Here is a 24,532-nt window from a genome sequence, read left to right as displayed (position 1 = left end):
AAATCGACGCGAAGGTGGACCGAATGTTCTCCTTTGACAAGCGTGCTGAGGAGCGTATCATTCGTGTACAAACAAATTTGAGCCCCGCCGTCAGAGCATCAAGAAGGGCTTGGGAACAACATCGCAAGTGGCAGGCAGGCGCAGCATGGACTATGCCAGACCGACCGAACTGGAGGAGGCGCTCGGGCTCTTATGCACGAAGCGCTGGACCATACTTGCCGGAGGCACGGATTTTTATCCGGCACTCGGTGCGGGCCCGCTGAAAAGCGATGTGCTCGACATCAACGGATTATCGGCATTGAGCGGTATTGAAGAGACCGAGACGCATGTCGTCATTGGGGCGCGGACGAGCTGGAGTGCAGTGATTGCTGCGGAGCTGCCGCCTGCCTTCGATATGCTCAAACAGGCAGCCCGGGAGGTTGGCTCGGTGCAGATCCAGAACACGGGGACAGTTGCCGGAAACCTGTGCAATGCTTCGCCGGCGGCTGACGGCGTTCCGCCGCTTCTGGCGCTGGATGCGGAGGTGGAATTGCTGTCGGTAAGGGGTGCGCGCCATCTGCCTCTATCGGCCTTTATTCTCGGCAATCGAAAGACCGCGCGGGCGGATGATGAACTTCTCACCGCTATCCGAGTGCCAAAACGCGCATCGCAGGGAGCGTCGAGCTTCGTCAAGCTGGGGGCACGGCGCTATCTGGTCATTTCCGTCGCCATGGCCGCTGCCCGGGTTGTGCCTGACGGGGGGCGGATCGCGAAAACCGCCATCAGTGTGGGTTCATGCTCCGCCGTGGCGCAGCGCCTCTCGGGGTTGGAGAGGCGGCTTGACGGCGTCGACCGTTCGGAGATGTGCCGGATCGTCAAGGAATACGCGTTTCCGGAGCTTTCCCCCATCGACGATGTGCGTGGCACCGCCGCCTATCGGCGCGAGGCGGCGCGGGAGATCGTGATCCGCGCGCTGGAGCAAGCGTGGCAGGGCGCAGAGCGCAGAGAGGTGGCGGCATGAGCGGAAAAAGCCTGTCCTTATCTCTGGAAGTGAATGGAAAGACCGTCGTGACGGAGGTCTCTCCGCTGCAGCGTCTTTCTTCCGTATTGCGTGATGAGCTCGGACTGACCGGCACAAAGGTCGGCTGTGACGCCGGCGATTGCGGGGCCTGTTCGGTGATGGTGGATGGTGCTGTGGTCTGCGCCTGCCTCGTGCCGGCCGCCGGCCTTGCGGGCAAGAGCGTGCGCACGGTGGAGGGGCTTTCAAACGGCAGCCTCTCGGCGCTACAGGAATCTTTTCTGCGCCATGGTGCCGCCCAGTGCGGGATTTGCACACCGGGCGTTCTGGTGAGCGCGGCAGCACTTCTGGAGCAGAACCCGACACCGTCTGAGACCGAGGTTCAGGATGCGCTGGGCGGAGTTCTGTGCCGCTGCACCGGCTATCGCAAGATCATCGAGGCGGTGATGAACGCCAACCGTTCGGTTGGCGTCGATGCCAGCATGGTGGAGCAGGGCCGTGCCGTCGGTGCCTCGCCGATCAGGCTCGATGGCGAGCGCAAGGTGAATGGAACGGAGATCTTCGGTGCGGATGAGCGGCCCGCCGATGCGCTGTCGGTGGCGGTGGTGCGGTCACCGCATTGGCATGCCGATTTCGAGATCGGTGACACGGAGGCGTTCATCGCCGCGCATCCAGGCATTGTCGCGGTTTTCACGGCAGCCGATATTCCCGGCGAAAACCGGTTCGGCGTTATCCCGCCTTTCGCCGATCAACCGGCGCTGGCCGAGGGCCGCGCGCGGTTTCGCGGCGAGGCGGTGGCGCTGATTGCAGGTGAGCGCGATGCAATTGAGGCACTCGACATGGATGCCTTTCCGATCCGCTGGCAGGAACTGCCTCACGCTCTGACGCCGGATGAGGCGCGGCGTGAAGGCTTTGCGGATCTGCATGAGGGGCGGGCGGGCAATGAGCTGACGCGAGGGTTCGTGGAATGCGGCGACCCGGAAGGCGCGCTTTCCGAAGCTTTTGTCTCTGTCTCGGGAGAGATCGCGACGTCCTATGTGGAGCACGCCTATATCGAACCGGAAGCGGGCTATGCGATGATGGATGGCGATATGCTGGTCATCAAGGCCTGCACGCAGGCGCCCTATATGGACCGCGACGACACGGCGAAGGTGCTTGGTCTGCCGCCGGAGAAGGTGCGCATCGTGCCGTTGGCGACGGGCGGCGGTTTTGGTTCCAAGCTTGACGTCTCCTTGCAGCCGCTGGTGGGGCTGGTGGCGCTCAAGACCGGGAGGCCGGCGGCGATTGTCTTTACGCGCGGGGATTCCATGCGCTCCACCACCAAACGGCATCCGGCAACGATGTGCGCTTCCATTGCAGCCGATGAGGCGGGGCGCGTCACCGGCATGGTGTTTGAAGGGGATTTCAACACCGGGGCCTATGCAAGCTGGGGGCCGACGGTTGCAAACCGCGTTCCGGTTCATGCCTCGGGGCCCTATCGCACGCTGCATTATCGCGCCACGGGCCGGGCCATCCACACCAATGGTCCGATATCAGGCGCGTTTCGCGGGTTCGGTGTGCCGCAGGCGACGATCATGCAGGAAACGCTCTATGATCGGCTGGCGGAAAAGCTGGGCCGCGACCGGCTGGCGTTCCGGATCGAGAATGCGCTTGCCGATGGGGATCGCACCACCTGCGGGCAAGTGCTTTCTGGCGTCGGCATCCGTGAGTGTCTCGAGGCGCTGAAGCCGCACTGGACGCGGGCGCAGGCCGAGGCGGATGAGGCCAATGCAAGAGAGGGCAGGGTGCGGCGGGGCATCGGTGTCGCGTCGTGCTGGTATGGCTGCGGCAACACCGCGCTGCCGAACCCTTCGACCATTCGTGTGGGGATCACGGCTTCCGGTGCGGTGATGCTGCATCAAGGCGCGGTGGATATCGGGCAGGGATCCAACACGGTGGTGACACAGATCTGCGCCGATGCGAGCGGCCTGCCGCTCTCGGCGTTTCAGCTTGTGGGCGGAGATACGGGTGTCACGCCGGATGCCGGCAAGACATCGGCTTCGCGCCAGACCTATGTGACCGGCAAGGCTGCCGAAAAGGCGGGACGCGCTCTGCGTGAAAAGATCCTGCGCTTTGCCAATGTGTCGGATGAGGCGAGAATTGCGCTGGAGGATGGCGCTCTGGTGATCAGCGAGGGGACGGAGCGCCGGCGCGTGGCGCTTTCCGAGATTGAGGTCGATGCGCATGGTTATGTGTTCTCTGCGGAGGAAACATATGATCCACCCACAACCGCGCTGGATGCCAAGGGGCAGGGTGTTCCCTATGCGGTTTACGGCTATGGCGCGCAGCTTGTGGAGCTGGAAGTCGACACCACGCTTGGCACGGTGCGGCTTCTGAAAATCACCGCGGCGCATGATGTGGGCCGTGCGATCAACCCGCTTCTCGTGGAAGGGCAGATCGAGGGTGGCATCGCCCAGGGCATCGGCCTTGCGCTGATGGAGGAATATGTGCCGGGGCGCACGGAAAACCTGCATGACTATCTGATCCCCACCATTGGCGATGTGCCGCCGGTTGAAACCATTCTGGTGGAAGTGCCGGACCCGGAAGGGCCATTTGGCGCCAAGGGGCTGGGCGAGCATGTGCTGATCCCCACCGCGCCGGCGATCCTCAATGCGATCCGCCATGCGGTCGGCGTGGAAATTACAAAAGTGCCGGCAACGCCGAGCCGTATTCTGGCGGCGATCCGGGCACGGGAGAACGGGTGATGAACGAGCTCACCGAGCGTTTTGAGGTCACGCCGCCGAAGAAGCCTTCGGACGAAAAGCTGCGCTGCGATGCCTGCCCGGTGATGTGCTACATCGCCGAGGGGCGCACGGGTGCCTGCGACCGCTATGGCAATTTCGGCGGGCGCATTACCCGATGTGATCCGGTGACGATCCTTGAACATGCCGCCGAGGAGGGGAATGCGGTTGTACCCTTTGAAGGCGAAGCGCCATGGGATGGCGAACTGGTCAACACGAAGCGCCGCTTCGTGAGCGCGGTGGGCGCGGGCACCACCTATCCGGACTACAAGCCCGCGCCCTTCATCGTTTCGCAGGAGGTGGAGGGTGTCGATCTCGTCACGGTGGTGACGGAAGGCATCTTCTCCTATTGCGGTGTGAAGGTGAAGATCGACACGGACCGGCATCTGGGTCCCGAAGCGGCCACGGTGCGGACGAATGGCGAGGCGGTCGGCCATGTCACCACCGCCGAATATGGCAGCCAGATGCTTTCGCTTGGCGGCGTGCATCACCTGACCGGCGGATCGAAGGCGGAGGGTCGCGTGACGTGCCAGGCGATGCTCGACCTGTGCAACAAGAAGCCGGTGGAACTGACGATTGATGGGGGCGCGAGCGTTATCGTGCAGGCCGGTCAGCCGCCGGTGATCGATGGAACGCGTGAAGAGCGCATGCGGGTGGGCTGCGGCTCGGCCACTATCGGCATGTTCGCCACTCAGTGGAAGGATCTGGTGGACGAGGTCGTCGTGGTCGATGATCACATTACCGGTGTCGTCTCCGAGCATCAGGCGGGCAAGGTGATCGGCTGGGAGGACACCGGCATCAAGATCATCGGCCGCCGTTCCACGCCGGGGCGTTATTTCAAAGTGTCGGAGCCTGGGCTCGGATGGGGCGGGACAACCATTGACGATCCACTCGATATTCTTGGTCCCTTCAACGAGAAGAAGGGCGCGCGACCGGGGCTCTCCCTGCTCATGGTTTCTACCACGGGCGAGCAGTTTGCCTATTACGAGCTTGATGAGGCGCTTCAGCCGGTCAAGAAGCCTTTTCCGGAGCGGTTGCGCAAATCGGTCGATCTGATCGAACAGAACTGTGAGCCGGCGCTTTGCACCGTGCTTTTCATGGGTGGGGCGGGTGGCAGCCTGCGCGCCGGCGTGACGGAGAACCCGGTCAATCTGACGCGCTCCGTTCAGGGCCTCAAGACCTATGTCACGGTTGGTGGAGCGCCGGTCTATGTGTGGCCGGGTGGCGGCATCACCATCATGGTGGATGTGATGCGCACGCCGGAAAACGCCTTTGGCTATGTGCCAACGCCGGCTCTGGTCGCGCCCATCGAATTCACGCTCAGGCGTGAGGATTACATTCGCCTTGGCGGCTATGCGGATGAAATCCGCAGCGTCGAGGACGTGCTGGAAAAGGGTGGCGAATATTTCAACCCGCGCGAGGCGCGGGGGGCTGCGCTTTCCAATCCGTGGCCACCGCTCCAGCAATTGCGCCGGGAACCGAAGCGATGAGTGGTGCGACCGCCAGTTGGCTTGCCGATGGCAGACGCCTGCATCTGAACCATGGGCCCATCGACCTGATCGTCGAGGCTTTTGGGCAAGAGCAGGAGCGGCTTTTGGCCTATCGGCAGGCCGTGGCGCGCTTCGAGACGATCCTTGACGAACTGGTGGCCGAATTGCCGGCCCTGCGCAGTCCGGCCGGTGCGAGGCTCCGGCGCTTTTCCGGCTCCACCGCGCAGCGCATGGAAAGGGCGGTGCATGCCCATGTGCCCATATTCGTGACGCCGATGGCGGCAGTGGCGGGCAGTGTCGCTGATGAAGTTCTGGCGGCACTTGTGAAGGATCGGGCGCTGGCGCGAGCTTACGTGAACAATGGCGGTGATGTTGCACTTTACCTCGCGGAGGGCGAGACGCTGGACATTGCCATCGCTGGCACCGGTCATGGGATGGCGGACCGCATCGCGGTGAGCACCAGCGATCCGGTCCGTGGAATAGCGACCAGCGGCTGGCGCGGCAGGAGCCATTCGCTCGGAATCGCCGATGCGGTGACGGTCCTTGCCCGTTCGGCGGCGGCGGCAGACGTGGCGGCGACGCTGATCGCCAATGACATCGATCTGCCGGGGCATCCGGGTGTGAAGCGCGCGCCTGCAAACGATATTGACCCCGACAGCGATCTGCGCAATCGCTTGGTGACACAGGCGGTGGGGCCGCTTTCGAGCGCCGATGTTGCGTTTGCCCTCGAGAAGGGACTTGTTACTGCCTTGGCCATGCGTGAGCGTGGCCTTATTGAGGCGGCTGCCCTTTTTCTGGAGGGGGAAACCCGCGAATGCGGCTCAATCGCGCTGCAAATTCCAGCGCATTCGACCGCTCCTGCTCATTCTGTTGCACAAAAAGGTTCCATCCATGCCTGAATTTACCTTGCGCAAGATTGCGCTTGTCACCGAAGAAATCTTCCATGAGGGCGGTCCTGCTCCGTCTGAGCCTCGCCGCCGGGCGGCAGCTCTCGCGCTGGTCAAAAACCCGTTTGCCGGCGGATATGCACAAGAGCTTGAAAGCGCGATGGACGCTTTGAAACCGCTCGGTCTGGATATGACGGATCGGCTGATCGCAGCGCTTGGTGGCGACATCGCGGTGATTGACGGTTTCGGCAAGGGCGCGATTGTCGGTACGGATGGGGAGTTGGAACATGGCGCGCTCTGGCATGTGCCTGGCGGCTACGCGATGCGCGAGCGGCTCGGCGATTCAAAGGCGATCGTTCCGTCTTCCAAGAAAGTGGGGGCCTTCGGTGCGCGCATCGATATCCCGCTTGGCCATATCAATGCAGCCTATGTGCGCAGCCATTTCGACGCGATGGAAGTGGGAATGGCAGACGGACCGCGTCCAGATGAAATACTGTTTGTGCTTGCGATGGCTTGCGGACCGCGTATCCATGCGCGTATGGGCGGCTTGAAAGCGGAAGACGTCAAGGGTGAGGACGGCCTCAGATGAGTGTGAAACAGGGCAAGCTCAAGGTTCTGGCGGGCGGAAAATCCGCCGATGCCTATGATCTGAGCGAGCAGGTTGGCTTTATCCTGCGCAAGGCCAATCAGCGCCATTTGTCGATCTTCGCTTCCCGCATCAGCGATTTGACACCGCCGCAATTTGCAGCCTTGGCGAAACTCCATGAAGTGGGTGCTACCTCGCAGAACCAGCTTGGCCAGCTGGTCGCAATGGATGCCGCGACCATCAAGGGGGTGATAGACCGGCTGAAGGCAAGGGATCTTGTTGTGCTTGAGCCGCATGGGCGCGACCGGCGACGGTTGGTCGTGAGCTTGAGCGAAGAGGGGAAGGAACTGATTGAAGCGCTGCTTCCTGAAGCTCTGGAAGTAAGCGAGGAAACGCTTGCTCCCCTCACGCCCCGCGAAACCGCTACCTTTCTGCGTCTTCTCACGAAGCTGGCAGACGGTTAGGCTTATCGCTGGCTGAGGGCCGGCCCGGGGCGCAGAATGGTCAACAGGGCGCCGTAGGGCGCGAGCATGGCAAGGCCAATCAGGATCTTCACTGCAAAATCGCCAAGCGCCAGCGATAGCCAGAGCGGTGCTTCATAGCCTGTGCCAAACAGCGACACGGGGAAGGCAAGAGAGCCATCCTCAAGGCCGAATGCCGTGTCGAGAAACGCGAAACGCGCTGCAAATGCGAGCGAAAAGAACAACACTGTGTCGAGCATGGAGCCGATTAGCGTGGAGATCAGGGGAGCGCGCCACCAGGCTGTGCCGCGCAGCTTGTCGAACACGGCGACATCGAGCAATTGTGCAAACAGGAAAGCTGCACCCGACGCAATGGCGATGCGCGGGCTTGCAAGCCAGATCGAAAGCACCACCGCAAGCAGGAAACCGGAAAGCACCACGCGCCGAGCGGCAGCAGGGCCGAAGCGGCGATTCGTCAGATCGTTGATCAGAAACGCCACCGGATAGGTGAACGCGCCCCAAGTGAGCAGATCACCGAGACCGAAATGCTGAAACGGATACTGAACGAGAAAGTTCGAGGCGGTGACGATGAACGCCATGGCGACCATGAATGGCCAGATCGCATAGAGACGATGCATTTTTTTATCCTGGGTGATGGAACCAGAAGGCCCGCCAACAGCGCGTTGTCATGCAGGCAAAAGCCTCTTCATGATCCGCGCGGCCCTGGCGGCCGATGAATATGTTGCCGAGCCGCAGCAGCTATGCCGCGGCAGTGGCCTCAGGCTGCGGCCTGCTCAGCGATCTTCTTCTCAACCTGCTTCTTGAGCAGACGAGCGCGCTGGGAAAGCTCGTTGGCCTTTGCCTTCACGAGAAACGCGTCGAGACCACCGCGGTGCTCTACCGTGCGCAGGGCATTGGCGGAAACGCGCAGGCGCACGTTCTGGCCAAGAGCCTCGGACTGAAGCGTTACATGGCACAGATTGGGCAGAAAGCGACGACGCGTCTTGTTGTTCGCGTGGCTCACATTGTTGCCGGTCATTACGGCTTTGCCGGTCAGTTCGCAGGCGCGGGACATTTTTCAAACCTTCATCGTCTTGGCCCGTCCATACCCAACTGCCGCACCTGAAACTGGCGGCGCGCGGTCGGTTGTTGGCGGCCTTATGGAAAAAGTTGCCGTTCCATAGAGATATTTGGCGTGTGGGTCAAGCACCCTGCGACGCGGTTCGGACAATCTCCATGGCCCTTTTCCAAAGATTTGCCGTATTATACTTCTTTACGCAAGGGAGGGACACGCCGATTTGTCGGCTAGCTGGAGGCAGGGCTCGTGATACGGCCTGCGATTGTTCATCTTTCCTTGGCACTCATCCTGCTGGGTCCGGCTGGCAGTGCCCATGCTCAAGGTGTCGAAACCCACCGTTTTCGCTATAGCGCATCGCTGTTCGGCATTCCCATCGGGAAAGCGGACTTCACGAGCAGGCTGGAAGCAGACCGTTTCGATGTGTCGGGACGCTTTGCAAGCGCGGGCGTGGCCCGATTGTTCGACAAGACGGATGGCACGGTGCGCTCGAAGGGCAGGCTGTCCAGCGGGGCCGTGTTGCCCGCGTCCTACGAGCTTGCCTATGTCAGCGGGAAAAAGCGAGAGACGACGTCCATCCGCTACGAAAAGGGGCAGGTGGCAAAGACGGTGATCACGCCGAAACCGAAGAAACGCGGCAAGGATTGGGTTGCGATTTCGAACAAAGATCTCAAGGGAGCGCTTGATCCGATTTCTGCGCTACTCTCACCTGTGCAAGGCACGGCGGAGGTCTGCAATCGTCGATTCAAGGTTTTCGACGGGGAAATGCGTGCCGACATTGTGTTTTCGCCCGCCGCCAACGGGGAGCGTATCGGCGGAGATGTGGTCACATGCAAGGCGCGCTTCGTTCCGGTGTCAGGTTATCGAAAGGGACGTTCAACCATCGCTTTCCTCCGGGACAAGGCTCGTATATTGGTTGCCTTCAAACCGCTTGGGACGCGTGGGTATCACACGCCCGTTCAGGCGCGAATCGGAACGAAGATCGGTACGGTTTATATTGAAGGCCGACCGGTCGACTGAAACAGTCCGCATGGGGAGGGGAATTTGGCACGTGCCACGCTGATCGGGTTCACGGCGGTCGTCATGTGGGCACTTCTGGCGCTTTTCACAGCCGGTACGGGAAAGGTTCCTCCGTTCCTGCTTTCCGCATTATCCTTTTCGGTGGCCACGCTGATCGGCCTTGTGATGCGGGTTGCAATTCCGTCAGCCGGACCATCGGAGCCGGTGCCGCCGGTGGTCTGGCTCATCGGTATCGCGGGGCTTTTCGGCTATCACTTCTTCTACTTCACTGCATTGCGCAACGCCCCGGCGGTCGAGGCGAGCCTGATCGCTTATCTATGGCCGTTGCTCATCGTACTTGGCTCGGCGTTGATGCCGGGTGAGCGACTTGGCTGGCATCATATTGCGGGCGCGCTTCTGGGGCTTGCGGGCACGGCGCTCATCATCACGAAGGGCGGCGGGTTCAGCTTTGAAAGCCGCTATGCGCTCGGCTATGCGGCGGCGGGTGCCTGTGCCCTTTTCTGGTCCGGCTACTCACTTCTGTCACGCCGGTTTGACGCTGTGCCAACCAGCATTGTCACCTGGTTCTGTGCGGCCACGGCTGTTCTATCGGCGCTCTGCCATCTCGCGCTGGAGGAGACGGTCTGGCCGGCTTCGATGGATCAATGGCTGAATGTGCTTGGCCTCGGTCTCATGCCGGTGGGGGCCGCGTTCTACGCTTGGGATTATGGGGTCAAACGCGGTAACATACAGGTGCTGGGCGCGGCGAGCTATGCCGCCCCGCTTCTTTCGACGCTGATCCTGATTGCTGCCGGCACTGCAGAGCCAACGGCAAACATCATTGCCGCCTGTCTCTTGATCACGTTCGGTGCCGCCCTTGCTGCCAAGAACATGATTTTGAAGCCCAGCCGGCGGGAAGCCGATGCAGCACCGTAGTTTCAGGAAATATCCTTGCGCTTCCTGATCTCGGCAAAGATGGCTTCGTCACTTGCGTCTTCCATGCCGAGATTGCGGCGGATGACCGGGTCGTGCCAGCGTAGAAACGGGTTCGTCGCCATTTCTCTGCCAATGGTGGTTGGCAGGGTGGGTTTGCCTTCGCTGCGAAGATGCGAGATTTCTTTTGCACGCTCCTTGAGAGCGGAGTTGGTCGGGTCCACCGTTAATGCGAATCGCGCATTCGTCTCCGTGTATTCATGGCCGCAATAGACGACGGTTTCCAGCGGAAGCGCGGCAAGCTTCTTGAGTGAGGCGAGCATCACGGGCGGCTTGCACTCGAAAAGCCGGCCGCAGCCGAGCGCAAAGAGCGTATCGGCGGTGAACACGATGCCGGCATCTGGGAAATGATAGCTCACATGGCCCGCCGTGTGACCGGGGGTCTCGATCACTGTCGCGCTTTGCGTTCCGACGGAAACCGTGTCGCCTTCCCGCACCGCGTGATCGATCCCGGGAATGCGGTCGGCTTCCGCAGCAGGGCCGGAGATGGTCAGGCCAAAACGCTTTTTCAGGGCGAGGTTTGCTTCCACGTGATCCGGGTGATGATGCGTCGTGAGTATCATCGTCGGGCGCCAGCCGGTCCGCTCGATAGCTGAAAGGATGGCGCGCTCTTCCGGCGCGTCGATCAGGGCTGTTTCACCTGTTTCGGTGTCATGGGCCAGAATGCCGAAATTGTCGGTTCGGCACATGAACTGTTCTATCTCGAGGGCCATGAATCTCTCCGTTGCTGGCCGGACGATAGGGCGATGGCGGCAGCTTGTCACGCCGGGTGCGACAATTCTTGCCGGTGTCGCGGAAGGGCGGTACCGTCGCATCCATGATTTCGGACATTGTGGCGCTGCGCGCCTTCTATTCCTCGGTGCTGGGTCGCCTGGCTGAACGATCGCTTGCCATGGCGCTCTCGTCCCTCTGGTCCAAGAGCACCAGCGAAAGGCTTGTGGGCCTTGGCTACACATTGCCCTGGCTCGATCGATTCGGCGCCGATGCGGAGCGCGCATTAGCTTTCATGCCGGCGATGCAGGGAGCAGTCCCGTGGCCGATAGGTGAGCCCTCGACAACCGCGCTTGTGTTCGAAGAGGAATTGCCTTTGCCCGACTCCTCGATCGACCGGGTGCTCATGGTTCATGCGCTGGAGCACACGGAGAATCCCCAGCAGGCGCTTCTGGAAATCTGGCGCGTTCTGGCACCTGGCGGCCGCTTGATCATCGCCGTGCCCAACAGGCGCGGCATGTGGGCGCGTTTCGAGAACACACCGTTCGGTACTGGTCGGCCCTATTCAAGAACGCAGCTCGCAGAAGCATTGCGCGAAGCGAATTTTACGGCGACTGCCTGGGGCGATGCGCTTCATTTTCCGCCCTCCGAACGACGATTCGTTCTGCGCCTCCATCAATTGTTGGAAAAGGCGGGGCGGCGGTTCTGGCCGATTTTCGCCGGCGTCGTGGTGGTGGAGGCTGAAAAGCGCCTTTATCAGGGGTTGCCGGTGACGGCCCGTGCATCGCGCCGTGTCTTCGTGCCGGTGCTTTCACCGCAGGGTGCCACACGCGTCGGTGCAGTCAGGCGCAAACAGGAAAGGGAGTGCTGATCAATGGCGAGGGATACACGGATCACTGAACTGTTTGGCATCGATCTTCCCATTCTCCTTGCGCCGATGGCCGGGTCTGCAGGATCGGAACTGGCGATTGCAGTGAGTGCGGCAGGCGGATTGGGGGCATTGCCCTGTGCCATGCTGACGCCGGATAAGATCCGGTCCGAAATGGGGATGATCCGGAAGCGCACCGACAAGCCAATCAATCTGAACTTCTTCTGCCATGTGCCACCAACGCCCGATGCCACGCGCGAGGCGGAATGGCGCGAGCGATTGCGGCCATTCTACTCAGAGTTCGGCATCGACCCGGACGCGGCGCCCGCCGGCGCCGGGCGCAATCCGTTCAATGAGGAAAGTTGCGCCATCGTGGAAGAGTTTCGCCCGGAGGTGGTGAGCTTTCATTTCGGCCTGCCGGATGCTGCTTCGATGCGGCGTGTTCATGAAACTGGAGCAAAAATCATCGCGTCGGCCACGACTGTCGCGGAGGCACGCTTCCTGGAGGAAAACGGTTGCGATGCCATCATTGCACAGGGCGCGGAAGCCGGAGGGCATCGAGGCGTCTTCCTCGAACCGAATATTGCTACGCAGCCGGGGACATTGGCTTTGGTGCCGCAGGTGGTCGATGCGGTCTCCGTTCCGGTGATTGCGGCAGGTGGTATCTCCGATGGCCGGGCGGTGGCCGCCTGCTTCATGCTTGGTGCTTCAGCGGTGCAGGTGGGCACGGCATATCTGCAATCGCCAGAAGCGCTCACCAGTCCGGGGCATCGGGATGCCCTTGCGCTGGCTCGGGACGACCGCACGGTGCTCACCAATGTGTTCACCGGGCGTCCAGCCCGAGGACTGCTGAACCGCTTCGTCTCCGAAGTGGGGCCGATAAGTGAGGAGGCTCCCGCTTTCCCATTGGCAACGGCTGCAGTGGGCCCGTTGCGTGCGGCTGCCGAGAAGGCGGGTGTGAGTGATTTTTCGCCGCTCTGGGCGGGGCAGGCTGCGGCTCTTTCCGCGCCGATGCCGGCTGGTGAACTGACCGTCAAACTGGCCCGTGATGCCGAGAAACTCCTGCGAGGATAACGTTTACCTCAGGGGTAATTGGTTTCATTCGGAAGGCGCTCCAATGTGCTCTCGAACAGTTTCTGAGAGAGGAGTGCCGTCCGTGCCAGCTTACGCCATAGGTCATCTTCGCAATGTGGTCGTCGGCCCGGCCATCATCGAGTATCTGGAGCGTATCGATGAAACACTGGAGCCGTTTGGCGGGCAATTCATCATTCATGGTGCCCAACCGGATGTGAGGGAAGGGAACTGGGAGGGCGACCTGATCGTGATCGCCTTCCCTAGTCGCCAGAAGGCTGAAGACTGGTACATATCGCAGGCGTATGAAGCCATCAAACGCCTGCGCAGTGACCATTCGGACGGCGATATCCTGCTAATAGACGGGGTCGATCCCGGCCATAAGGCAAGCGATGTTCTGATCACATTCCAAGAAGCGTGAAATCCGCTGGGCCTGGGTGTGCTCAGAACCTCATCTTGAAACCGCCAGAGAGCGTGATTGCACGGAACCCCAGGCCCCCACTATTTCGGATCGCTTCGAGCGGTGCGCCCGAAGCGATTTCCGAAATCCGCACATCGCCTATTCTATCAAAGTGTTGATCAAAGCTTCCAGCGAGAAACAGGCTCGCATTCCCGTTGATGCTGTGTTCTACGCGTCCAGATAAGGACACGAATGGCAGGGTGCCAAAATCACCGTTGAATCGCAGGTCGCGCGACCAGTGGTGATCTTCGTCCTCGACCTTGAAATTCAGACCGCCACGTGCCTGGAGGGAAAAGGTCCAGCCTTTGTGCCTTGAAGTGGCTTCTGCTCCAATAAACACTCCGGGAAACTTCTGTTGGTAAGAGATGCCGCGTTCACCGTCGCGGAAATCGCCCTGTTCGTCACGGAAACCTTCTTCGCTGTAGACAAATGATCCGCCGAAAGTGGTCCATTTGACATCTGTATACTTGAAGCCGCCGTGCAGATTGAGAGTCATCGAATCCCGGACCTCGAAATCCCGCCCGAGTGCGATATCACCGATGAAATAATGGTCTAGATCCGTATCAGGGTGAACGGAGCGATCGCTCCAGTCGTTGAAGGCATAGCTCGGCGACGCATCGAGCCAATCGTAATCCTCCATTCGGCTGTTCCCGGATAACCCTACTGTCGCATTGGCCGTCAATGTCCATGGGCCTGCAAGGCGCGCACGTAAGCCCCCGGTCAGCACAGGCGCTTCACTCTCCCAGAAAAGCGCGCTGATGCGATTTCCGGCAGAATCGTAGACGATCTCTTCAGCCTCGAGAAACGTGTAGCCCACGCCTCCGATGAAGGTGACTGCATGGTCCTGCGAGGTCACCTCCAGCCTGTCGGGGATTGCGAGATCGGCCGCAGGAGCCGATGTCGGCAGAACGGAAATTAAAAAAGCTGTAGAAATGAAAAACTTGTGCATCGGTTGCTATCCATTGTCGAAATCAAGAGCTTCTGAAAAAGCTCAATCAAATCACTGTCTTAAATTTTTTAGTGTATTATTATAATATGCAATAATAAGTTGTATTCCGAGCAGTCGCTCCTTCTCGACCCGCTGCTTTTATCGCGCGTCTGGTAACCTATCGGGCGAAAGGAGCGGTGTGCGTTTGCTAGCGCTGACCGATCTGTTCAAGCTCATAAGGCGTCGACTGATAAACCTGATTAATCCAGTTGCCGAAGAGCAGGTGCGCATGTGAACGCCAGCGGTTGAGTGGCGGACGGCTCGGATCGTCGTCCGGGTAATATCCATGCGGGACGGCTATCTCGGTTCCCCCTGCAACATCGCGGTCGTATTCCTCCTTGAGCGAGGTGGAATCGTATTCGATGTGGTTGAACATATAGAGCCGATTGCCGGAATCTTCCGTCAGGAGACATGGGCCGGTGACATCCGATTCCATGATCACCTGAAGGCCACGGTCAGTAGGAATGTCTGAAGAGCGGACTTCGGTCCACCGCGAAACGGGAATTGCAAAATCGTCCGAGAAGCCAGCCAGGAAAGGTGAGGCAGGCGCGTTGTTGCGGTGCCGGAACACGCCGAACGCTTTTTTCTCGAGTGTGTATTTGGGAATGCGGTGGAAATGCCAGGCAGCCGCCATGGCTCCCCAACAAATATAAAAGGAGGAGTGGACGTTGGTCAGCGTCCAGTCCAGAATTTCTTCCAGCTCTTTCCAGTAGGTAACTTCCTCGAAAGGCAAAAGCTCGATGGGCGCACCGGTTATAATGAAACCATCGAACTTGCGGTGACGCACTTCCTCCCAGGTCTCATAGAAGGAAATGAGATGCTCTTCCGGAGTGTTCTTGGCGCGATGGTTGCCGATGCGCACGAGGGTCAACTCCACCTGGAGTGGTGAGGCGCCGATGAGACGGGCAAACTGGGTCTCGGTCCGGATTTTGTTGGGCATGAGATTGAGGAGCCCGATCTGGAGAGGGCGGACGTCCTGCCGCAGCGCGGTCTGTTCGTCCATCACGGACACACCTTCACGCACGAGAATATCGCGGGCGGGAAGTTGGTCGGGGATCTTGATCGGCATCGTTTTGCTCCAACAAAAAAGACCGGCGGCGAAATCGCGACCGGTCTCAGCAAATTCTGCTTCGCACGGCCTTTTAGCGAATTGTTTTACGTGGCTGCAAGCCGACCGGCCAAATCACCACGAGTAGAGAGCTTTATTTAGGACGGTGTTTTCTTTGCGTCAATCGCCGTCATGGTCTAAAGCAACGGACGGATTTTCTCCGTAGGGTCGAGGATCCGTTCAACCGTTTTTCAAAACAGGACCATTCAATGAGCACGTCCGTCCGTCCCGAACCGAAGCCCGGTGTCATGGATATCGCCGCTTATATGCCCGGTCGCGAAAGCGCTCCGGGTGCAACGAAGGTGTGGAAGCTCTCCTCGAACGAATCTCCGCTCGGGCCCTCGCCTGCGGCTGCCGAGGCGATTTCCAAAGCGATGGGGCATCTTGAGCTCTATCCGGACGGATCGGCCGCAAAGCTGCGTAATGCCATTGCAGAGATGCACGGGCTGAACCCGGCCAACATTCTTTGCTCCAACGGGTCCGATGAGCTTCTTGGCCTGCTCGCGCAGACCTATATCAAGCCCGGTGACGAGGCGGTTTTCACTGAACACGGTTTTCTTGTCTACCGTATCCAGACGCTGGCCGCAGGTGGCAAGCCGGTGGTGGTGAAGGAAGACAATGAGCGTGCGGACGTCGATGCCATTCTGGCGGCGGTGACGGACAAGACGCGCATTGTGTTTCTTGCCAATCCCAACAACCCGACCGGCACCTATCTGCCGGTGGATGAGGTGCGCCGTCTGCAGGCGGGTCTGCCGAAGAATGTGCTGCTCGTTCTGGATGCGGCCTATGCCGAATATGTGCGCCGCAATGATTACGAGTCGGGCATTGAGCTGGTTTCGTCGAGTGAGAATGTCGTGATGACGCGCACATTCTCCAAGATTCACGGCATGGCAGCGCTCCGCATCGGCTGGATGTATGCGCCGGCTCATGTGGTGGATGCGGTGAACAGGGTGCGCGGTCCCTTCAATGTCAATGCGTTGGCCATTGAGGCGGGCGCAGCCGCAATCCGCGACAAGGCGCATGTGGAACGGGCTGTTGCGCACAACGAAACCTGGAGTGCCTGGCTGGTCGAGGAACTTGGTAAGCTCGGTCTTCGCATCACTCCCAGCGTCGGCAATTTTCTGCTGATCCATTTCCCCGAGAATGGCGGCAAGTCGGCAGCCGATGCGGACGCTTTTCTCGGATCTCGCGGTTATATACTGCGCAGGGTGGTGCCTTATGGGTTCCCCAATGCATTGCGTCTGACGATCGGCACGGAAGAGGCCAATCGCGGCGTCGTTGCCGCGCTCAAGGATTTCATGGAAAGCTGAGTTGTGCCTGACCCACTTTTTGAAAAGATCGCGCTGGTCGGCATCGGCCTGATCGGTTCCTCGCTGGCGCGGGCGATAAGACATGGCGGTCTTGCTGCAACCGTCGCCATTTCGAGCCGGAGCGAAAAGACTCTTTCCAGAGCGCGCGAACTGGAATTGGGCAATATCTATGAACAGGATCCGGCCGAAGCAGTGCGGGATGCCGATCTGGTGATCGTCTCGGTTCCCGTCGGCGCTTCCGGTGCGATAGCGCAAGCCATCGCACCAGGGTTGAAACCGGGGGCGATCGTCACGGATGTCGGTTCGACCAAGGCGTCGGTGATTGCGCAGATGGAGCCGTATCTGCCCGAGCACGTTCATTTCATTCCTGGGCATCCGATCGCGGGCACGGAGGATTCCGGTCCGGATGCCGGTTTCGCCGATCTTTTTGAAGGGCGCTGGTGCATTCTGACGCCGCTTCCCGATACCAATTCCGATGCGCTCTCGCTTCTGACGGCCTTCTGGGAACGGTGTGGTGCCATGGTCGACATCATGGATCCGCAGCATCACGATATGGTGCTCGCCATCGTTTCGCACCTGCCGCACATCATAGCCTACAATATCGTCGGCACTGCGGATGATCTGGAAGCGGTCACCAAGTCGGAAGTCATCAAGTATTCGGCCTCCGGTTTCCGTGACTTCACGCGTCTCGCAGCTTCCGATCCGACCATGTGGCGGGACGTGTGCCTGCACAACAGCGATGCCATTCTGGAGATGCTCGCACGCTTTTCCGAAGACCTCTCCGCGCTTCAACGCGCGATCAGATGGGGCGATGGCGACAAACTCTTCGAGATGTTTACCCGGACGCGCGCGATCCGACGGTCGATCATCGAGGCGGGCCAGGATATCGACGTGCCGGACTTCGGCCGGCACGCGTTGGCGCATCCCGAGAAGCCTTAAGCGCTACTGCACGGGCGGGATTGACCCAAGCGGCAGAAAGCCGACGAAAACGCGGCCCTGGCGGATGTTCACCGGCAGGGTCGGCGCCGTGCCGAGATTGGCGAGCCCCGCAGTTATTCCAGCGATCTCGTCACGCTTTTCCGGCAGGATCTCGCCAACCAGCTGTGCAATCTTCCGGGGTTCGTTGACCGTTACCCGCAATTCGGCATCAATCAAGCCATTGTCTGCGATATGGATCGGTCCTTTCAGGATGAGGCCGGCCTCCTCGCCCGCTATTTTGAGGCTGAGTTTCTCAATTGTGCCTGAACGGCCCCGCAGTCCGGGCGCGTCGAAGCCGGCCAGCGATACGCCGTTGTCGACGGTCACGAGCAATTCGCCATTGAAGGCCGGGATCACGCTGCCGTTTGTAAGTCCTGAATCGATTGTCAGAGCCTCTGAAATGAGGGCGATGTCGAGATCGTTTCCGTTCTGCCTCGCGTGCGCCTGAAGCGTTTCTGCCCGGGCAATCGGCTGGCGGCTCTCATCGTCCAGTGTCAGCACAACATTCTTAGCTTCGCTGGAAATGCGTTCTGGCAGGCTTGCCGTGAGGCGCGCGCTGACGCGCATGTTTTCCCAGCCCGCCTCGATGGCTGGGAGATAGGGTGTCGCAATGCGTGCGGGCCCATCCAACTCACCCACCGTGCGCATCGGCTGGTAGATCTGTGCTGCGGAACGGAAGGCACCAGCGCTAATGGAAACACCGTTCTTGGCGTCCTCATAGAAGACACTTCGGCAGAACAGGCCAATGCGGAAGGGATAGCCGCGGGCCGTAGGTTCTTCGCAATTTGCCCGCTGAGGGCCCACATTCAAATTCTCGATTGCCGTTATGGTGCGGCGTTCCAGCGTGTCGGCGGCATAGAACCATGCGCCGGTATAGGCCAGGATCGCCAGAACGATGAAAAGCGCAAACAATATGAAGCGGCGACTGAAGCTGCGTCCCGCGCGTTTTCTTGACGGCATGTGGTCCTCCGGTTAACCCGTTCGCCTCTAGTCATGGCGACACGGCAGCACCCTTTCAAGCATTGGGCAGGCGATATGGACGATTTTTGGGTCTTTGGCTATGGATCGCTGATGTGGCGCCCGGGTTTTGCGCATGTCGAAACCTGCAAGGCGAGGCTATACGGCTATCGCCGCGCTCTGTGCATTCGTTCCCATGTTCATCGCGGCACACCGGATCGGCCGGGGCTCGTGCTGGGGCTCGACCGCGGTGGATCCTGCCTTGGCCTTGCGTTTCGGGTTCCGGGAGAACTCGAAGGGGAGGTGGTCGGCTATCTGCGCAAACGGGAACTTGTCACCAACGTTTATCTGGAGCGCCGGGTTGGCATCCGCTTGGCAAGCGGGGCTTCGGTGACCGCGCTCACCTATGTGGTCGACCGCAGCCATGGTCAGTATGCCGGCAGTCTCGACATCGACCATGCTGTTCGGCAGGTCCACGCATCTGTCGGGCAATCGGGTCCCAATGTGGAGTATGTCCGCAACACCGTCGAGCATCTAAAGGCACTCGATATTCGCGATCACTGGCTCGAAACTGTGGCCGCGCGCCTCGAGATGGCAGCGGGATCGCTTTAGCCGGTCTGGCTTTTGTTTGATTGCATCACAACACCAAGCTCATTCAGGCGCCGGCGAGCGGTTTCGGGAAGGGGCGGCGGGTTGGGCGAAATCGCAGCTTCCACCAGCATCTCGTCACAGGCGGTTTCGGTTTCCCGGACGAGGCGTTCCTGAAACACCTCGCGGGAAAGGCCGGGCTCGATTGCGGGCAGAAAACGAGCACGGATGAGACCTGGATGGCGAAGGAACTTACGCCGGGGCCAGAAGAGACCTGCAGCGTGCGCGACCGGCACCACAGGGACTCCGAGCTGGGCGTAGAGTTCAACAATTCCGTATTTGTAGGCCGGTTCGGCACCAGGCGGGCGGCGTGTGCCTTCAGGATAGATAATGAGCTGACGGTTGTCCTTCATCAGTTCGTGGGCCGATTTAACGGCCTGTTTCAGCGCTTTGGTACGGCTGCCGCGATTGATCGGGATCATGCGCATCTTCGCCACATACCAGCCGAAAAACGGGATCCAGACCAGCTCCCGCTTGAGAATATAGAGTGCATCGGGAATGTTTGGCAGAAAGGCGATCGTATCCCAGAACGACTGGTGTTTTGGGGCGATGATGCAAGGCCCATCGGGCAAGTTCTCCAGGCCCGTGATTTCAGATCGTGCACCCGTGATAATCCTTTGCAACCACAGACTGGACGCGGCCCAGAATTTTGGCACGAACCAGGCCTTCTTGCGTGGCAAAAGAAAAAACAGGGGAGTCCAGAACAGCATCTGAACAATGAGGTTCAGATAGAAGATGGCGTTGAAAACGGCGGAGCGGATAAAGAGCATGAAGGTGGCCCGTTGGGTGTCTTGCGAGGCTCTTACATCAACAGGACGGTGAGGCAAAGCGGTGAAGGGTCAGTCGTGGCGCGCTGTCGCTTTCGTGAGTTTCGCCGTTGCGCTCATGCTGGTGTTTCTGGGAAGTGGAATAACCTCGCGAACAAGTGCGCCGACATATTTGGTATATTCGGTTGCCAGTACCCTGAGTGCGTCGGGCTTGGCGAGCCAGGCTCCGTTGTCCAGCGGGGTGTTGACCACGGGATAGGGAAAGACTTTCGAATCCGGCAATAGCCGCTGCATTTCCAGCAGACTGCGCGGCATGTGGTAATTGTTCGTCACGAGGATGATGCTGTTATAGGCGTTTGCCTGAACCCATTTGGCGCTTTCCTCGGCGTTGCCGATCGTGTCGAGCGCGGCATGGTCGATATCGACGCAACAATCGAAAAGCTCCGCTTCGCTGCCGGTGGCGATGCGCAGATCGTCTGCTCGTGCCACTGGGTTTACACCGCTTATCAAGAGCCGCTTGCCCTTGCCGGCCTTGAGCAAGCTGACCGCGGCATCTATTCGGGACTGTCCGCCGGTCAGGACGATGATGCCATCAGCATCGTCGATATCGCGCGGGGCCGAAAGGTGCCCAATATGATCGGCGAATAACCCGAAGCCGGCAATGAAGGCAGAGGTTGCAACAAGGCAAACCAAGAGAGCAAGCCGGACCACACGGCGCATGCCAAGCTGGCTTCCGCGTCGCGGAGGCGTTCCCGGGCCATCGAGGCCGCTCTGGCGCTCTTGTTTCATGGGGTGATGGTTAGCCATAAATTGCGGCAATGGATAGTCAACGAGATGTTGGTCAACAAGCCAAAAGCCGCGTTCTCTCTACATGCTGTCTGGATGAGTGCTGTCCACGTTTTTCAGATAGGATAGTACGGTGACATGCGTGGTCGCTGCGGTCAAAACAGCAATGACGACGACAATGGCGCCAACCCCGATATAGCCCGAAGGCCCTATCGCGAAATTGCCGAAGAGCGCCGTTGCCTGATCGGCTTCCGGTGTGGCCATGTTCCGGGAAGACCACCAGTAAAAGCCGATGAACACCAGAATTGCGCCGATCCCGCCGGCGGCTGCGCCCTTCATGCCGGCGAGCAGGAAGTGGCGCCGAAACTGGGAGGCGATAAATGGCGCTTCTGCGCCGACGAAATGCAGCACCTCGATAATGTGACCGTTTCCTGCCATGGCGCCACGCGTGGCAAAGATCACGGTCAGGGCCGTGGCGGAAAGGATGAGCGCAAGCGCCGACATGCCGATTGTGACCGTGGTCCGGGCCATGGCGACCAATCGATCGACCCACGTGCGATGGTCGTCCAGGGTGGCGTTTGACACGGTTTTTTGCAACTGCGAGCGCATCGCGCCGAAATCAGGACGCGACAGAGGATCGATGGTCACGATCACCAGCCGCGGCACGGGGAGGCTCTCGATGTCGAGACCCGTACCGAGCCATGGCTCCAGAAGACGTGCTGTGGCTTGAGCATCTACGACAGTTGCATCGATGACGCCGGGATAACTTGCAGCGATATCACGTGCCTGGGCGAGGGCGGATGCCATATCGAGCCCTTCCTCGGGCTTGATCTGGATGGTCGCTTCGCGGGCGATCTGCGTCTGCCAGGTTGCCGCCGTATCGCGCACGAGGGTCACCGCGCCCAGAGTGAGACAGGACAGAAAGGTCATGATCGCTATGACAAGAACCATGGCGCGTCCGGCCACATTGTCGGGAGGCACAATAGGCATCTGCTTGCGTGAGACCGCTCCGCGCGCGCCGGAACTGAGGCGTGCACCGAGATTTCTCAGGAGGCGCTTGGTCTCAGTCATAGATTTCGAGCCTTCCGCCGGATAGCACCATACGGCGCGCATCCACCTGATCCATCAGGCCGAGATCGTGGGTGGCGATGAGAACGGCGGTGCCGAGACGATTCAGCTCGATGAGAAGCCGAAGCAGGCGGCGAGCCAATTGCGGATCCACATTGCCGGTCGGCTCGTCGGCCAGAAGGATCCGCGGCTGCTCGATAAGCGCACGGGCGATGGCTGCGCGCTGCTTTTCTCCGCCCGAGAGAATGGGGGGCAGGACGTGCATACGCTCACCAAGCCCCACCCATTTCAACAGCTCGATCACATCGCTGCGATAGGTCGATTCTTCCCGTCCGCGCACGCGCAGGGGGAGCGCTACGTTCTCGTAGGTGGTGAGGTGGTCAAGCAGGCGGAAGTCCTGGAACACGACGCCAATATTGCGGCGAAGGAGCGGGAGCTCGGTGCGCGTGATCGCCGAGCGATCCTTGCCGAAAATCGTGATGAGCCCGCGTGTCGGCTTTAAAGACATGAACAGAAGGCGCAGCAGCGTTGTTTTTCCTGCGCCCGAGGGGCCGCTGAGAAACTGGAAGGAACGTTCGGGCAGATGAAAGGAGACGTCACGGAGAATTTCCGGACCCATCCCATATCTATGGCCGACATTTTCAAATCGAATCACGTGGAACCTGCGTTCTGTGAGTGGCGGACGCTGCCTGGACGCATGCTGCCAGACCATCAACCCGCATGGTTAATAGCAAGTTAACTCTTGCTTGGTATGCGTGATGGCGAAGCATTAACCATTTCCATTTACCCCGGAAAGGTGGATCACGAAAGGACAGTCTGCCTGCATGAGGCACTCTGACAGAACACGCCCCGTTTCGGGTGAAATCATGATGCCTGACCGGGTGCGACAAACGCAGCCCCGGGGCGTGGCATCGTGTGACGCGGTCGATGCTGACTTTGAGACAATTGTTTCCACCGCCCGTACCGCCTCTGCATCACCATCCAAACCGTCGGCTGATCCAGTCGTCGCAGGCCTTGATATGCTCAGGCCGGGCGGTCAGAGTGCGCGACAGGAAACCTCACGTGCCGGGCCGGCCTTCTGGATGTTCGGGGCTCTGATCACGGCCGGAGCCTTCTGGATATCCGGAGGGCACAGTCTCTTTCGCGAACTGAATGTTCTGGCATCCCAACAGCCTCAACAGGTTCTTCAGCTTGTCGATGTGACATCACGGGTGGAGCGGCAGGGAGACAATGCCATGCTCATCGTTGACGGGGCCGCGCTCAACGGTGGCGATGGTCTCGTGTTGCTTCCACCAATCTCGATCAACGTTCTGACGGAAAACGGTTCGACAACGCGCTATTTTCTGGGGACAAACACCCAGCATCTTGGCCCGGGCGCGCGCTTTCCCTTCTCCAGCCGGCTTGTCGCGCCTAGGGAAGGGATCAAGTCCGTCTCTGTGACGTTTCATACGTCATAGATCATCTGGTTTCGCGGTTCCGGGTAAATGCAGAACGCCGGAAGTGCCCTGACAGGAGTTCGCCGCCCATGCCTGTTGTTCGCGGCAAGGAAATCGAGGTGTTGTTTTCCGCCTCGACGATTGCCAGGCGTAATCTGGAACTCGCCAAGGACATCGCTTCGCGCGATTATGACGATCTGCTCGTCATCTCCGTTCTCAAGGGGTCATTCATCTTTGCAGCGGACCTGATCCGGGCCATGCACGATGTCGGCATTTCCCCGGAAGTGGAGTTCATCATGATCTCCAGCTATGGCGCTGGAACGGAGAGCGGCGAGATCAAGGTGCTCCGCGATATCGACAATGATGTGAGCGGACGCGACGTGTTGCTCATCGATGATATTCTGGAATCGGGCAAGACTCTCAAACATACGCGGGAGCTGATGCTATCGCGGGGAGCGAAGTCGGTTTCCATCGCTGTGCTTCTGGACAAGCATTCGCGGCGGCAGACGGATGTCGATGCCGAATTCGTCGGTTTCGAATGTCCTGACTACTTCGTGGTCGGTTACGGAATGGACGTGGCGCATGCATTCCGCGAATTGCCTTTTGTCGGTGTCGTGAAAGGCGATGCCAACGGCGAAACCTGAGCACTGATATTTTAGACGAGCGAGGGCTGGCTCGTTTACCGAAGCGTAAGCGGATCGAGTGAAAACAGGCCATGGCTAAGCTTTTGATCGTCGAGGACGACGAGTCCGTCCGTAATTTTACCGCCCGCGCATTGAGTGCTGCAGGTCATACCGTGCAAACCGCGGGTGATGGTCTCGAGGGACTCGAGATGATTAAAGCCACGGCTGGAGATTATGATCTCGTCCTGTCGGATATCCGCATGCCCGCAATGGACGGCATTGAGATGGCACGGGCCGTCGCAGATGCGTTTCCAGGGCTGCGGCTGCTTCTCATGACAGGATATGCGGATCAGCGCGAAAGGGCGTTGGAGCTCGAAGGCACGGTGGCCGGTGTCGTGAACAAGCCTTTCACGTTGAGCGAGCTACGCCAGCGCGTTGGTGAAGCGCTGGCTGCCTGACCAGTTCAGACAGGATTCTACCACCGC

The 24,532-nt window shown here is 59.9% G+C and carries 27 protein-coding genes and 1 riboswitch; of the genes, 17 read left to right on the top strand and 10 right to left on the bottom strand.

The genetic code is table 11. The annotated features are described in order from the left end of the window. Window positions 1-145 precede the first annotated feature (145 nt). The 6 genes from KW403_RS05185 to KW403_RS05160 are packed head-to-tail and all read left to right on the top strand — an operon-like array spanning window position 146 to window position 7,204. Window positions 146-1,000: an FAD binding domain-containing protein gene (locus KW403_RS05185; protein ID WP_223021680.1), complete on the top strand. Its 855-nt coding sequence runs from the start codon at window positions 146-148 to the stop codon at window positions 998-1,000. Then, entirely contained in the window at window positions 997-3,741 is a 2,745-nt protein-coding gene (locus tag KW403_RS05180; protein WP_223021679.1) for a molybdopterin-dependent oxidoreductase, read from the top strand. The genes KW403_RS05185 and KW403_RS05180 overlap by 4 nt, the downstream gene beginning before the upstream one ends. After that, a complete protein-coding gene (locus KW403_RS05175) occupies window positions 3,741-5,267 on the top strand; it encodes a 6-hydroxynicotinate reductase (RefSeq protein WP_223021678.1) in 1,527 nt (508 codons plus the stop codon). The genes KW403_RS05180 and KW403_RS05175 overlap by 1 nt, the downstream gene beginning before the upstream one ends. After that, window positions 5,264-6,166, top strand: a complete 903-nt coding sequence (locus tag KW403_RS05170) for a UPF0280 family protein (RefSeq protein WP_223021677.1) — start codon at window positions 5,264-5,266, stop codon at window positions 6,164-6,166. Before KW403_RS05175 ends, KW403_RS05170 begins: the two co-directional genes overlap by 4 nt. Beyond that, window positions 6,159-6,743, top strand: a complete 585-nt coding sequence (locus KW403_RS05165; RefSeq protein WP_223021676.1) for an amino acid synthesis family protein — start codon at window positions 6,159-6,161, stop codon at window positions 6,741-6,743. The genes KW403_RS05170 and KW403_RS05165 overlap by 8 nt, the downstream gene beginning before the upstream one ends. Continuing rightward, a complete protein-coding gene (locus tag KW403_RS05160; RefSeq protein WP_223021675.1) occupies window positions 6,740-7,204 on the top strand; it encodes a MarR family winged helix-turn-helix transcriptional regulator in 465 nt (154 codons plus the stop codon). Before KW403_RS05165 ends, KW403_RS05160 begins: the two co-directional genes overlap by 4 nt. A 2-nt stretch (window positions 7,205-7,206) precedes the next feature. Here KW403_RS05160 and KW403_RS05155 read toward each other — a convergent pair whose 3' ends face one another. Together KW403_RS05155 and rpmB are read right to left on the bottom strand one after the other, a co-directional pair. Continuing rightward, window positions 7,207-7,839 (bottom strand): queuosine precursor transporter, encoded by a 633-nt coding sequence (locus tag KW403_RS05155; RefSeq protein ID WP_223021674.1) that lies wholly within the window; start codon window positions 7,837-7,839, stop codon window positions 7,207-7,209. A 140-nt stretch (window positions 7,840-7,979) separates the two neighbouring features. Continuing rightward, complete coding sequence (gene rpmB, locus KW403_RS05150; protein ID WP_007010112.1) at window positions 7,980-8,276, bottom strand: 50S ribosomal protein L28; 297 nt, start codon at window positions 8,274-8,276, stop codon at window positions 7,980-7,982. A 249-nt stretch (window positions 8,277-8,525) separates the two neighbouring features. Between rpmB and KW403_RS05145 the strand changes: the two genes are divergently transcribed. Together KW403_RS05145 and yddG are read left to right on the top strand one after the other, a co-directional pair. Further along, entirely contained in the window at window positions 8,526-9,296 is a 771-nt protein-coding gene (locus KW403_RS05145; protein WP_246637900.1) for a DUF3108 domain-containing protein, read from the top strand. 24 nt (window positions 9,297-9,320) lie between these two features. After that, window positions 9,321-10,211, top strand: a complete 891-nt coding sequence (gene yddG / locus KW403_RS05140) for an aromatic amino acid exporter YddG (protein ID WP_223021673.1) — start codon at window positions 9,321-9,323, stop codon at window positions 10,209-10,211. 2 nt (window positions 10,212-10,213) lie between these two features. Here the strand turns inward: yddG and gloB are convergent, their stop codons facing one another. Then, complete coding sequence (gloB, locus tag KW403_RS05135) at window positions 10,214-10,981, bottom strand: hydroxyacylglutathione hydrolase (RefSeq protein ID WP_223021672.1); 768 nt, start codon at window positions 10,979-10,981, stop codon at window positions 10,214-10,216. A gap of 104 nt (window positions 10,982-11,085) precedes the next feature. Here gloB and KW403_RS05130 point away from each other — a divergent pair, with 104 nt between their 5' ends. From KW403_RS05130 to KW403_RS05120, 3 genes are all read left to right on the top strand, one after another. Beyond that, window positions 11,086-11,850, top strand: a complete 765-nt coding sequence (locus KW403_RS05130) for a class I SAM-dependent methyltransferase (RefSeq protein ID WP_223021671.1) — start codon at window positions 11,086-11,088, stop codon at window positions 11,848-11,850. A gap of 3 nt (window positions 11,851-11,853) precedes the next feature. Next, the gene (locus KW403_RS05125; RefSeq protein ID WP_223021670.1) at window positions 11,854-12,921 is read left to right on the top strand and encodes an NAD(P)H-dependent flavin oxidoreductase; all 1,068 of its coding nucleotides are present in this window, start codon (window positions 11,854-11,856) and stop codon (window positions 12,919-12,921) included. 82 nt (window positions 12,922-13,003) lie between these two features. After that, window positions 13,004-13,339, top strand: a complete 336-nt coding sequence (locus KW403_RS05120) for a DUF1330 domain-containing protein (protein WP_223021669.1) — start codon at window positions 13,004-13,006, stop codon at window positions 13,337-13,339. A 22-nt stretch (window positions 13,340-13,361) separates the two neighbouring features. On the opposite strand, the gene KW403_RS05115 is transcribed toward KW403_RS05120, so the two are convergent. Beyond that, complete coding sequence (locus KW403_RS05115; protein ID WP_223021668.1) at window positions 13,362-14,327, bottom strand: omptin family outer membrane protease; 966 nt, start codon at window positions 14,325-14,327, stop codon at window positions 13,362-13,364. A 187-nt stretch (window positions 14,328-14,514) separates the two neighbouring features. Next, window positions 14,515-15,435 (bottom strand): homoserine O-acetyltransferase MetA, encoded by a 921-nt coding sequence (metA, locus tag KW403_RS05110; RefSeq protein ID WP_223021667.1) that lies wholly within the window; start codon window positions 15,433-15,435, stop codon window positions 14,515-14,517. A 53-nt stretch (window positions 15,436-15,488) separates the two neighbouring features. Beyond that, window positions 15,489-15,566: riboswitch (SAM riboswitch) on the bottom strand. Between the two features lie 117 nt (window positions 15,567-15,683). On the opposite strand from metA, the gene hisC reads away from it, so the two are divergent. Continuing rightward, on the top strand, window positions 15,684-16,784 hold the full coding sequence (gene hisC / locus KW403_RS05105; RefSeq protein ID WP_223021666.1) for a histidinol-phosphate transaminase: 1,101 nt from the start codon (window positions 15,684-15,686) through the stop codon (window positions 16,782-16,784). Window positions 16,785-16,787: 3 nt separating this feature from the next. After that, complete coding sequence (locus KW403_RS05100; protein ID WP_223021665.1) at window positions 16,788-17,723, top strand: prephenate/arogenate dehydrogenase family protein; 936 nt, start codon at window positions 16,788-16,790, stop codon at window positions 17,721-17,723. 3 nt (window positions 17,724-17,726) lie between these two features. Here the strand turns inward: KW403_RS05100 and KW403_RS05095 are convergent, their stop codons facing one another. Continuing rightward, the gene (locus tag KW403_RS05095; protein WP_223021664.1) at window positions 17,727-18,722 is read right to left on the bottom strand and encodes a DUF2125 domain-containing protein; all 996 of its coding nucleotides are present in this window, start codon (window positions 18,720-18,722) and stop codon (window positions 17,727-17,729) included. A 75-nt stretch (window positions 18,723-18,797) separates the two neighbouring features. On the opposite strand from KW403_RS05095, the gene KW403_RS05090 reads away from it, so the two are divergent. After that, window positions 18,798-19,331 (top strand): gamma-glutamylcyclotransferase, encoded by a 534-nt coding sequence (locus tag KW403_RS05090; protein WP_223021663.1) that lies wholly within the window; start codon window positions 18,798-18,800, stop codon window positions 19,329-19,331. Here the strand turns inward: KW403_RS05090 and KW403_RS05085 are convergent. The 4 genes from KW403_RS05085 to ftsE all read right to left on the bottom strand — a co-directional run bounded on the left by KW403_RS05085 (window position 19,328) and on the right by ftsE (window position 22,643). Then, a complete protein-coding gene (locus tag KW403_RS05085; RefSeq protein WP_223021662.1) occupies window positions 19,328-20,137 on the bottom strand; it encodes a lysophospholipid acyltransferase family protein in 810 nt (269 codons plus the stop codon). The genes KW403_RS05090 and KW403_RS05085 overlap by 4 nt on opposite strands. Window positions 20,138-20,206: 69 nt before the next feature. Continuing rightward, window positions 20,207-20,854 carry a YdcF family protein gene (locus KW403_RS05080; protein ID WP_223022445.1) on the bottom strand — a complete coding sequence of 216 codons (648 nt, stop codon included), beginning with the start codon at window positions 20,852-20,854 and terminating at the stop codon, window positions 20,207-20,209. Window positions 20,855-21,001: 147 nt separating this feature from the next. Continuing rightward, window positions 21,002-21,991 carry a cell division protein FtsX gene (locus KW403_RS05075; RefSeq protein ID WP_223021661.1) on the bottom strand — a complete coding sequence of 330 codons (990 nt, stop codon included), beginning with the start codon at window positions 21,989-21,991 and terminating at the stop codon, window positions 21,002-21,004. Next, window positions 21,984-22,643 carry a cell division ATP-binding protein FtsE gene (ftsE, locus tag KW403_RS05070; protein ID WP_223021660.1) on the bottom strand — a complete coding sequence of 220 codons (660 nt, stop codon included), beginning with the start codon at window positions 22,641-22,643 and terminating at the stop codon, window positions 21,984-21,986. Before ftsE ends, KW403_RS05075 begins: the two co-directional genes overlap by 8 nt. A gap of 364 nt (window positions 22,644-23,007) precedes the next feature. Here ftsE and KW403_RS05065 point away from each other — a divergent pair, with 364 nt between their 5' ends. The 3 genes from KW403_RS05065 (at window position 23,008) to KW403_RS05055 (ending at window position 24,505) form a co-directional block, all read left to right on the top strand. Continuing rightward, on the top strand, window positions 23,008-23,445 hold the full coding sequence (locus KW403_RS05065; protein WP_246637899.1) for a hypothetical protein: 438 nt from the start codon (window positions 23,008-23,010) through the stop codon (window positions 23,443-23,445). A gap of 68 nt (window positions 23,446-23,513) precedes the next feature. Further along, window positions 23,514-24,068 (top strand): hypoxanthine phosphoribosyltransferase, encoded by a 555-nt coding sequence (hpt, locus tag KW403_RS05060; protein WP_223021658.1) that lies wholly within the window; start codon window positions 23,514-23,516, stop codon window positions 24,066-24,068. Window positions 24,069-24,139: 71 nt separating this feature from the next. Continuing rightward, complete coding sequence (locus KW403_RS05055) at window positions 24,140-24,505, top strand: response regulator (protein WP_223021657.1); 366 nt, start codon at window positions 24,140-24,142, stop codon at window positions 24,503-24,505. Window positions 24,506-24,532: the final 27 nt, after the last annotated feature.

Source organism: Nitratireductor kimnyeongensis (genome assembly GCF_019891395.1).
Lineage (GTDB): Bacteria > Pseudomonadota > Alphaproteobacteria > Rhizobiales > Rhizobiaceae > Nitratireductor > Nitratireductor kimnyeongensis.
Note: the sequence above shows the minus strand (reverse complement) of the source record. Positions and strands in the feature narration are given on the sequence as shown.

Bases quoted from the DNA above. Each gene is read 5' to 3' on its own strand.
- KW403_RS05185 (WP_223021680.1), top strand. From the start codon at position 146: ATGGACTATGCCAGACCGACCGAACTGGAGGAGGCGCTCGGGCTCTTA.
- KW403_RS05180 (WP_223021679.1), top strand. From the start codon at position 997: ATGAGCGGAAAAAGCCTGTCCTTATCTCTGGAAGTGAATGGAAAGACC.
- KW403_RS05175 (WP_223021678.1), top strand. From the start codon at position 3,741: ATGAACGAGCTCACCGAGCGTTTTGAGGTCACGCCGCCGAAGAAGCCT.
- KW403_RS05170 (WP_223021677.1), top strand. From the start codon at position 5,264: ATGAGTGGTGCGACCGCCAGTTGGCTTGCCGATGGCAGACGCCTGCAT.
- KW403_RS05165 (WP_223021676.1), top strand. From the start codon at position 6,159: ATGCCTGAATTTACCTTGCGCAAGATTGCGCTTGTCACCGAAGAAATC.
- KW403_RS05160 (WP_223021675.1), top strand. From the start codon at position 6,740: ATGAGTGTGAAACAGGGCAAGCTCAAGGTTCTGGCGGGCGGAAAATCC.
- KW403_RS05155 (WP_223021674.1), bottom strand. From the start codon at position 7,839: ATGCATCGTCTCTATGCGATCTGGCCATTCATGGTCGCCATGGCGTTC.
- rpmB (WP_007010112.1), bottom strand. From the start codon at position 8,276: ATGTCCCGCGCCTGCGAACTGACCGGCAAAGCCGTAATGACCGGCAAC.
- gloB (WP_223021672.1), bottom strand. From the start codon at position 10,981: ATGGCCCTCGAGATAGAACAGTTCATGTGCCGAACCGACAATTTCGGC.
- KW403_RS05130 (WP_223021671.1), top strand. From the start codon at position 11,086: ATGATTTCGGACATTGTGGCGCTGCGCGCCTTCTATTCCTCGGTGCTG.
- KW403_RS05125 (WP_223021670.1), top strand. From the start codon at position 11,854: ATGGCGAGGGATACACGGATCACTGAACTGTTTGGCATCGATCTTCCC.
- KW403_RS05115 (WP_223021668.1), bottom strand. From the start codon at position 14,327: ATGCACAAGTTTTTCATTTCTACAGCTTTTTTAATTTCCGTTCTGCCG.
- metA (WP_223021667.1), bottom strand. From the start codon at position 15,435: ATGCCGATCAAGATCCCCGACCAACTTCCCGCCCGCGATATTCTCGTG.
- hisC (WP_223021666.1), top strand. From the start codon at position 15,684: ATGAGCACGTCCGTCCGTCCCGAACCGAAGCCCGGTGTCATGGATATC.
- KW403_RS05095 (WP_223021664.1), bottom strand. From the start codon at position 18,722: ATGCCGTCAAGAAAACGCGCGGGACGCAGCTTCAGTCGCCGCTTCATA.
- KW403_RS05090 (WP_223021663.1), top strand. From the start codon at position 18,798: ATGGACGATTTTTGGGTCTTTGGCTATGGATCGCTGATGTGGCGCCCG.
- KW403_RS05085 (WP_223021662.1), bottom strand. From the start codon at position 20,137: ATGCTCTTTATCCGCTCCGCCGTTTTCAACGCCATCTTCTATCTGAAC.
- KW403_RS05080 (WP_223022445.1), bottom strand. From the start codon at position 20,854: ATGCGCCGTGTGGTCCGGCTTGCTCTCTTGGTTTGCCTTGTTGCAACC.
- KW403_RS05075 (WP_223021661.1), bottom strand. From the start codon at position 21,991: ATGACTGAGACCAAGCGCCTCCTGAGAAATCTCGGTGCACGCCTCAGT.
- KW403_RS05065 (WP_246637899.1), top strand. From the start codon at position 23,008: ATGCTCAGGCCGGGCGGTCAGAGTGCGCGACAGGAAACCTCACGTGCC.
- hpt (WP_223021658.1), top strand. From the start codon at position 23,514: ATGCCTGTTGTTCGCGGCAAGGAAATCGAGGTGTTGTTTTCCGCCTCG.
- KW403_RS05055 (WP_223021657.1), top strand. From the start codon at position 24,140: ATGGCTAAGCTTTTGATCGTCGAGGACGACGAGTCCGTCCGTAATTTT.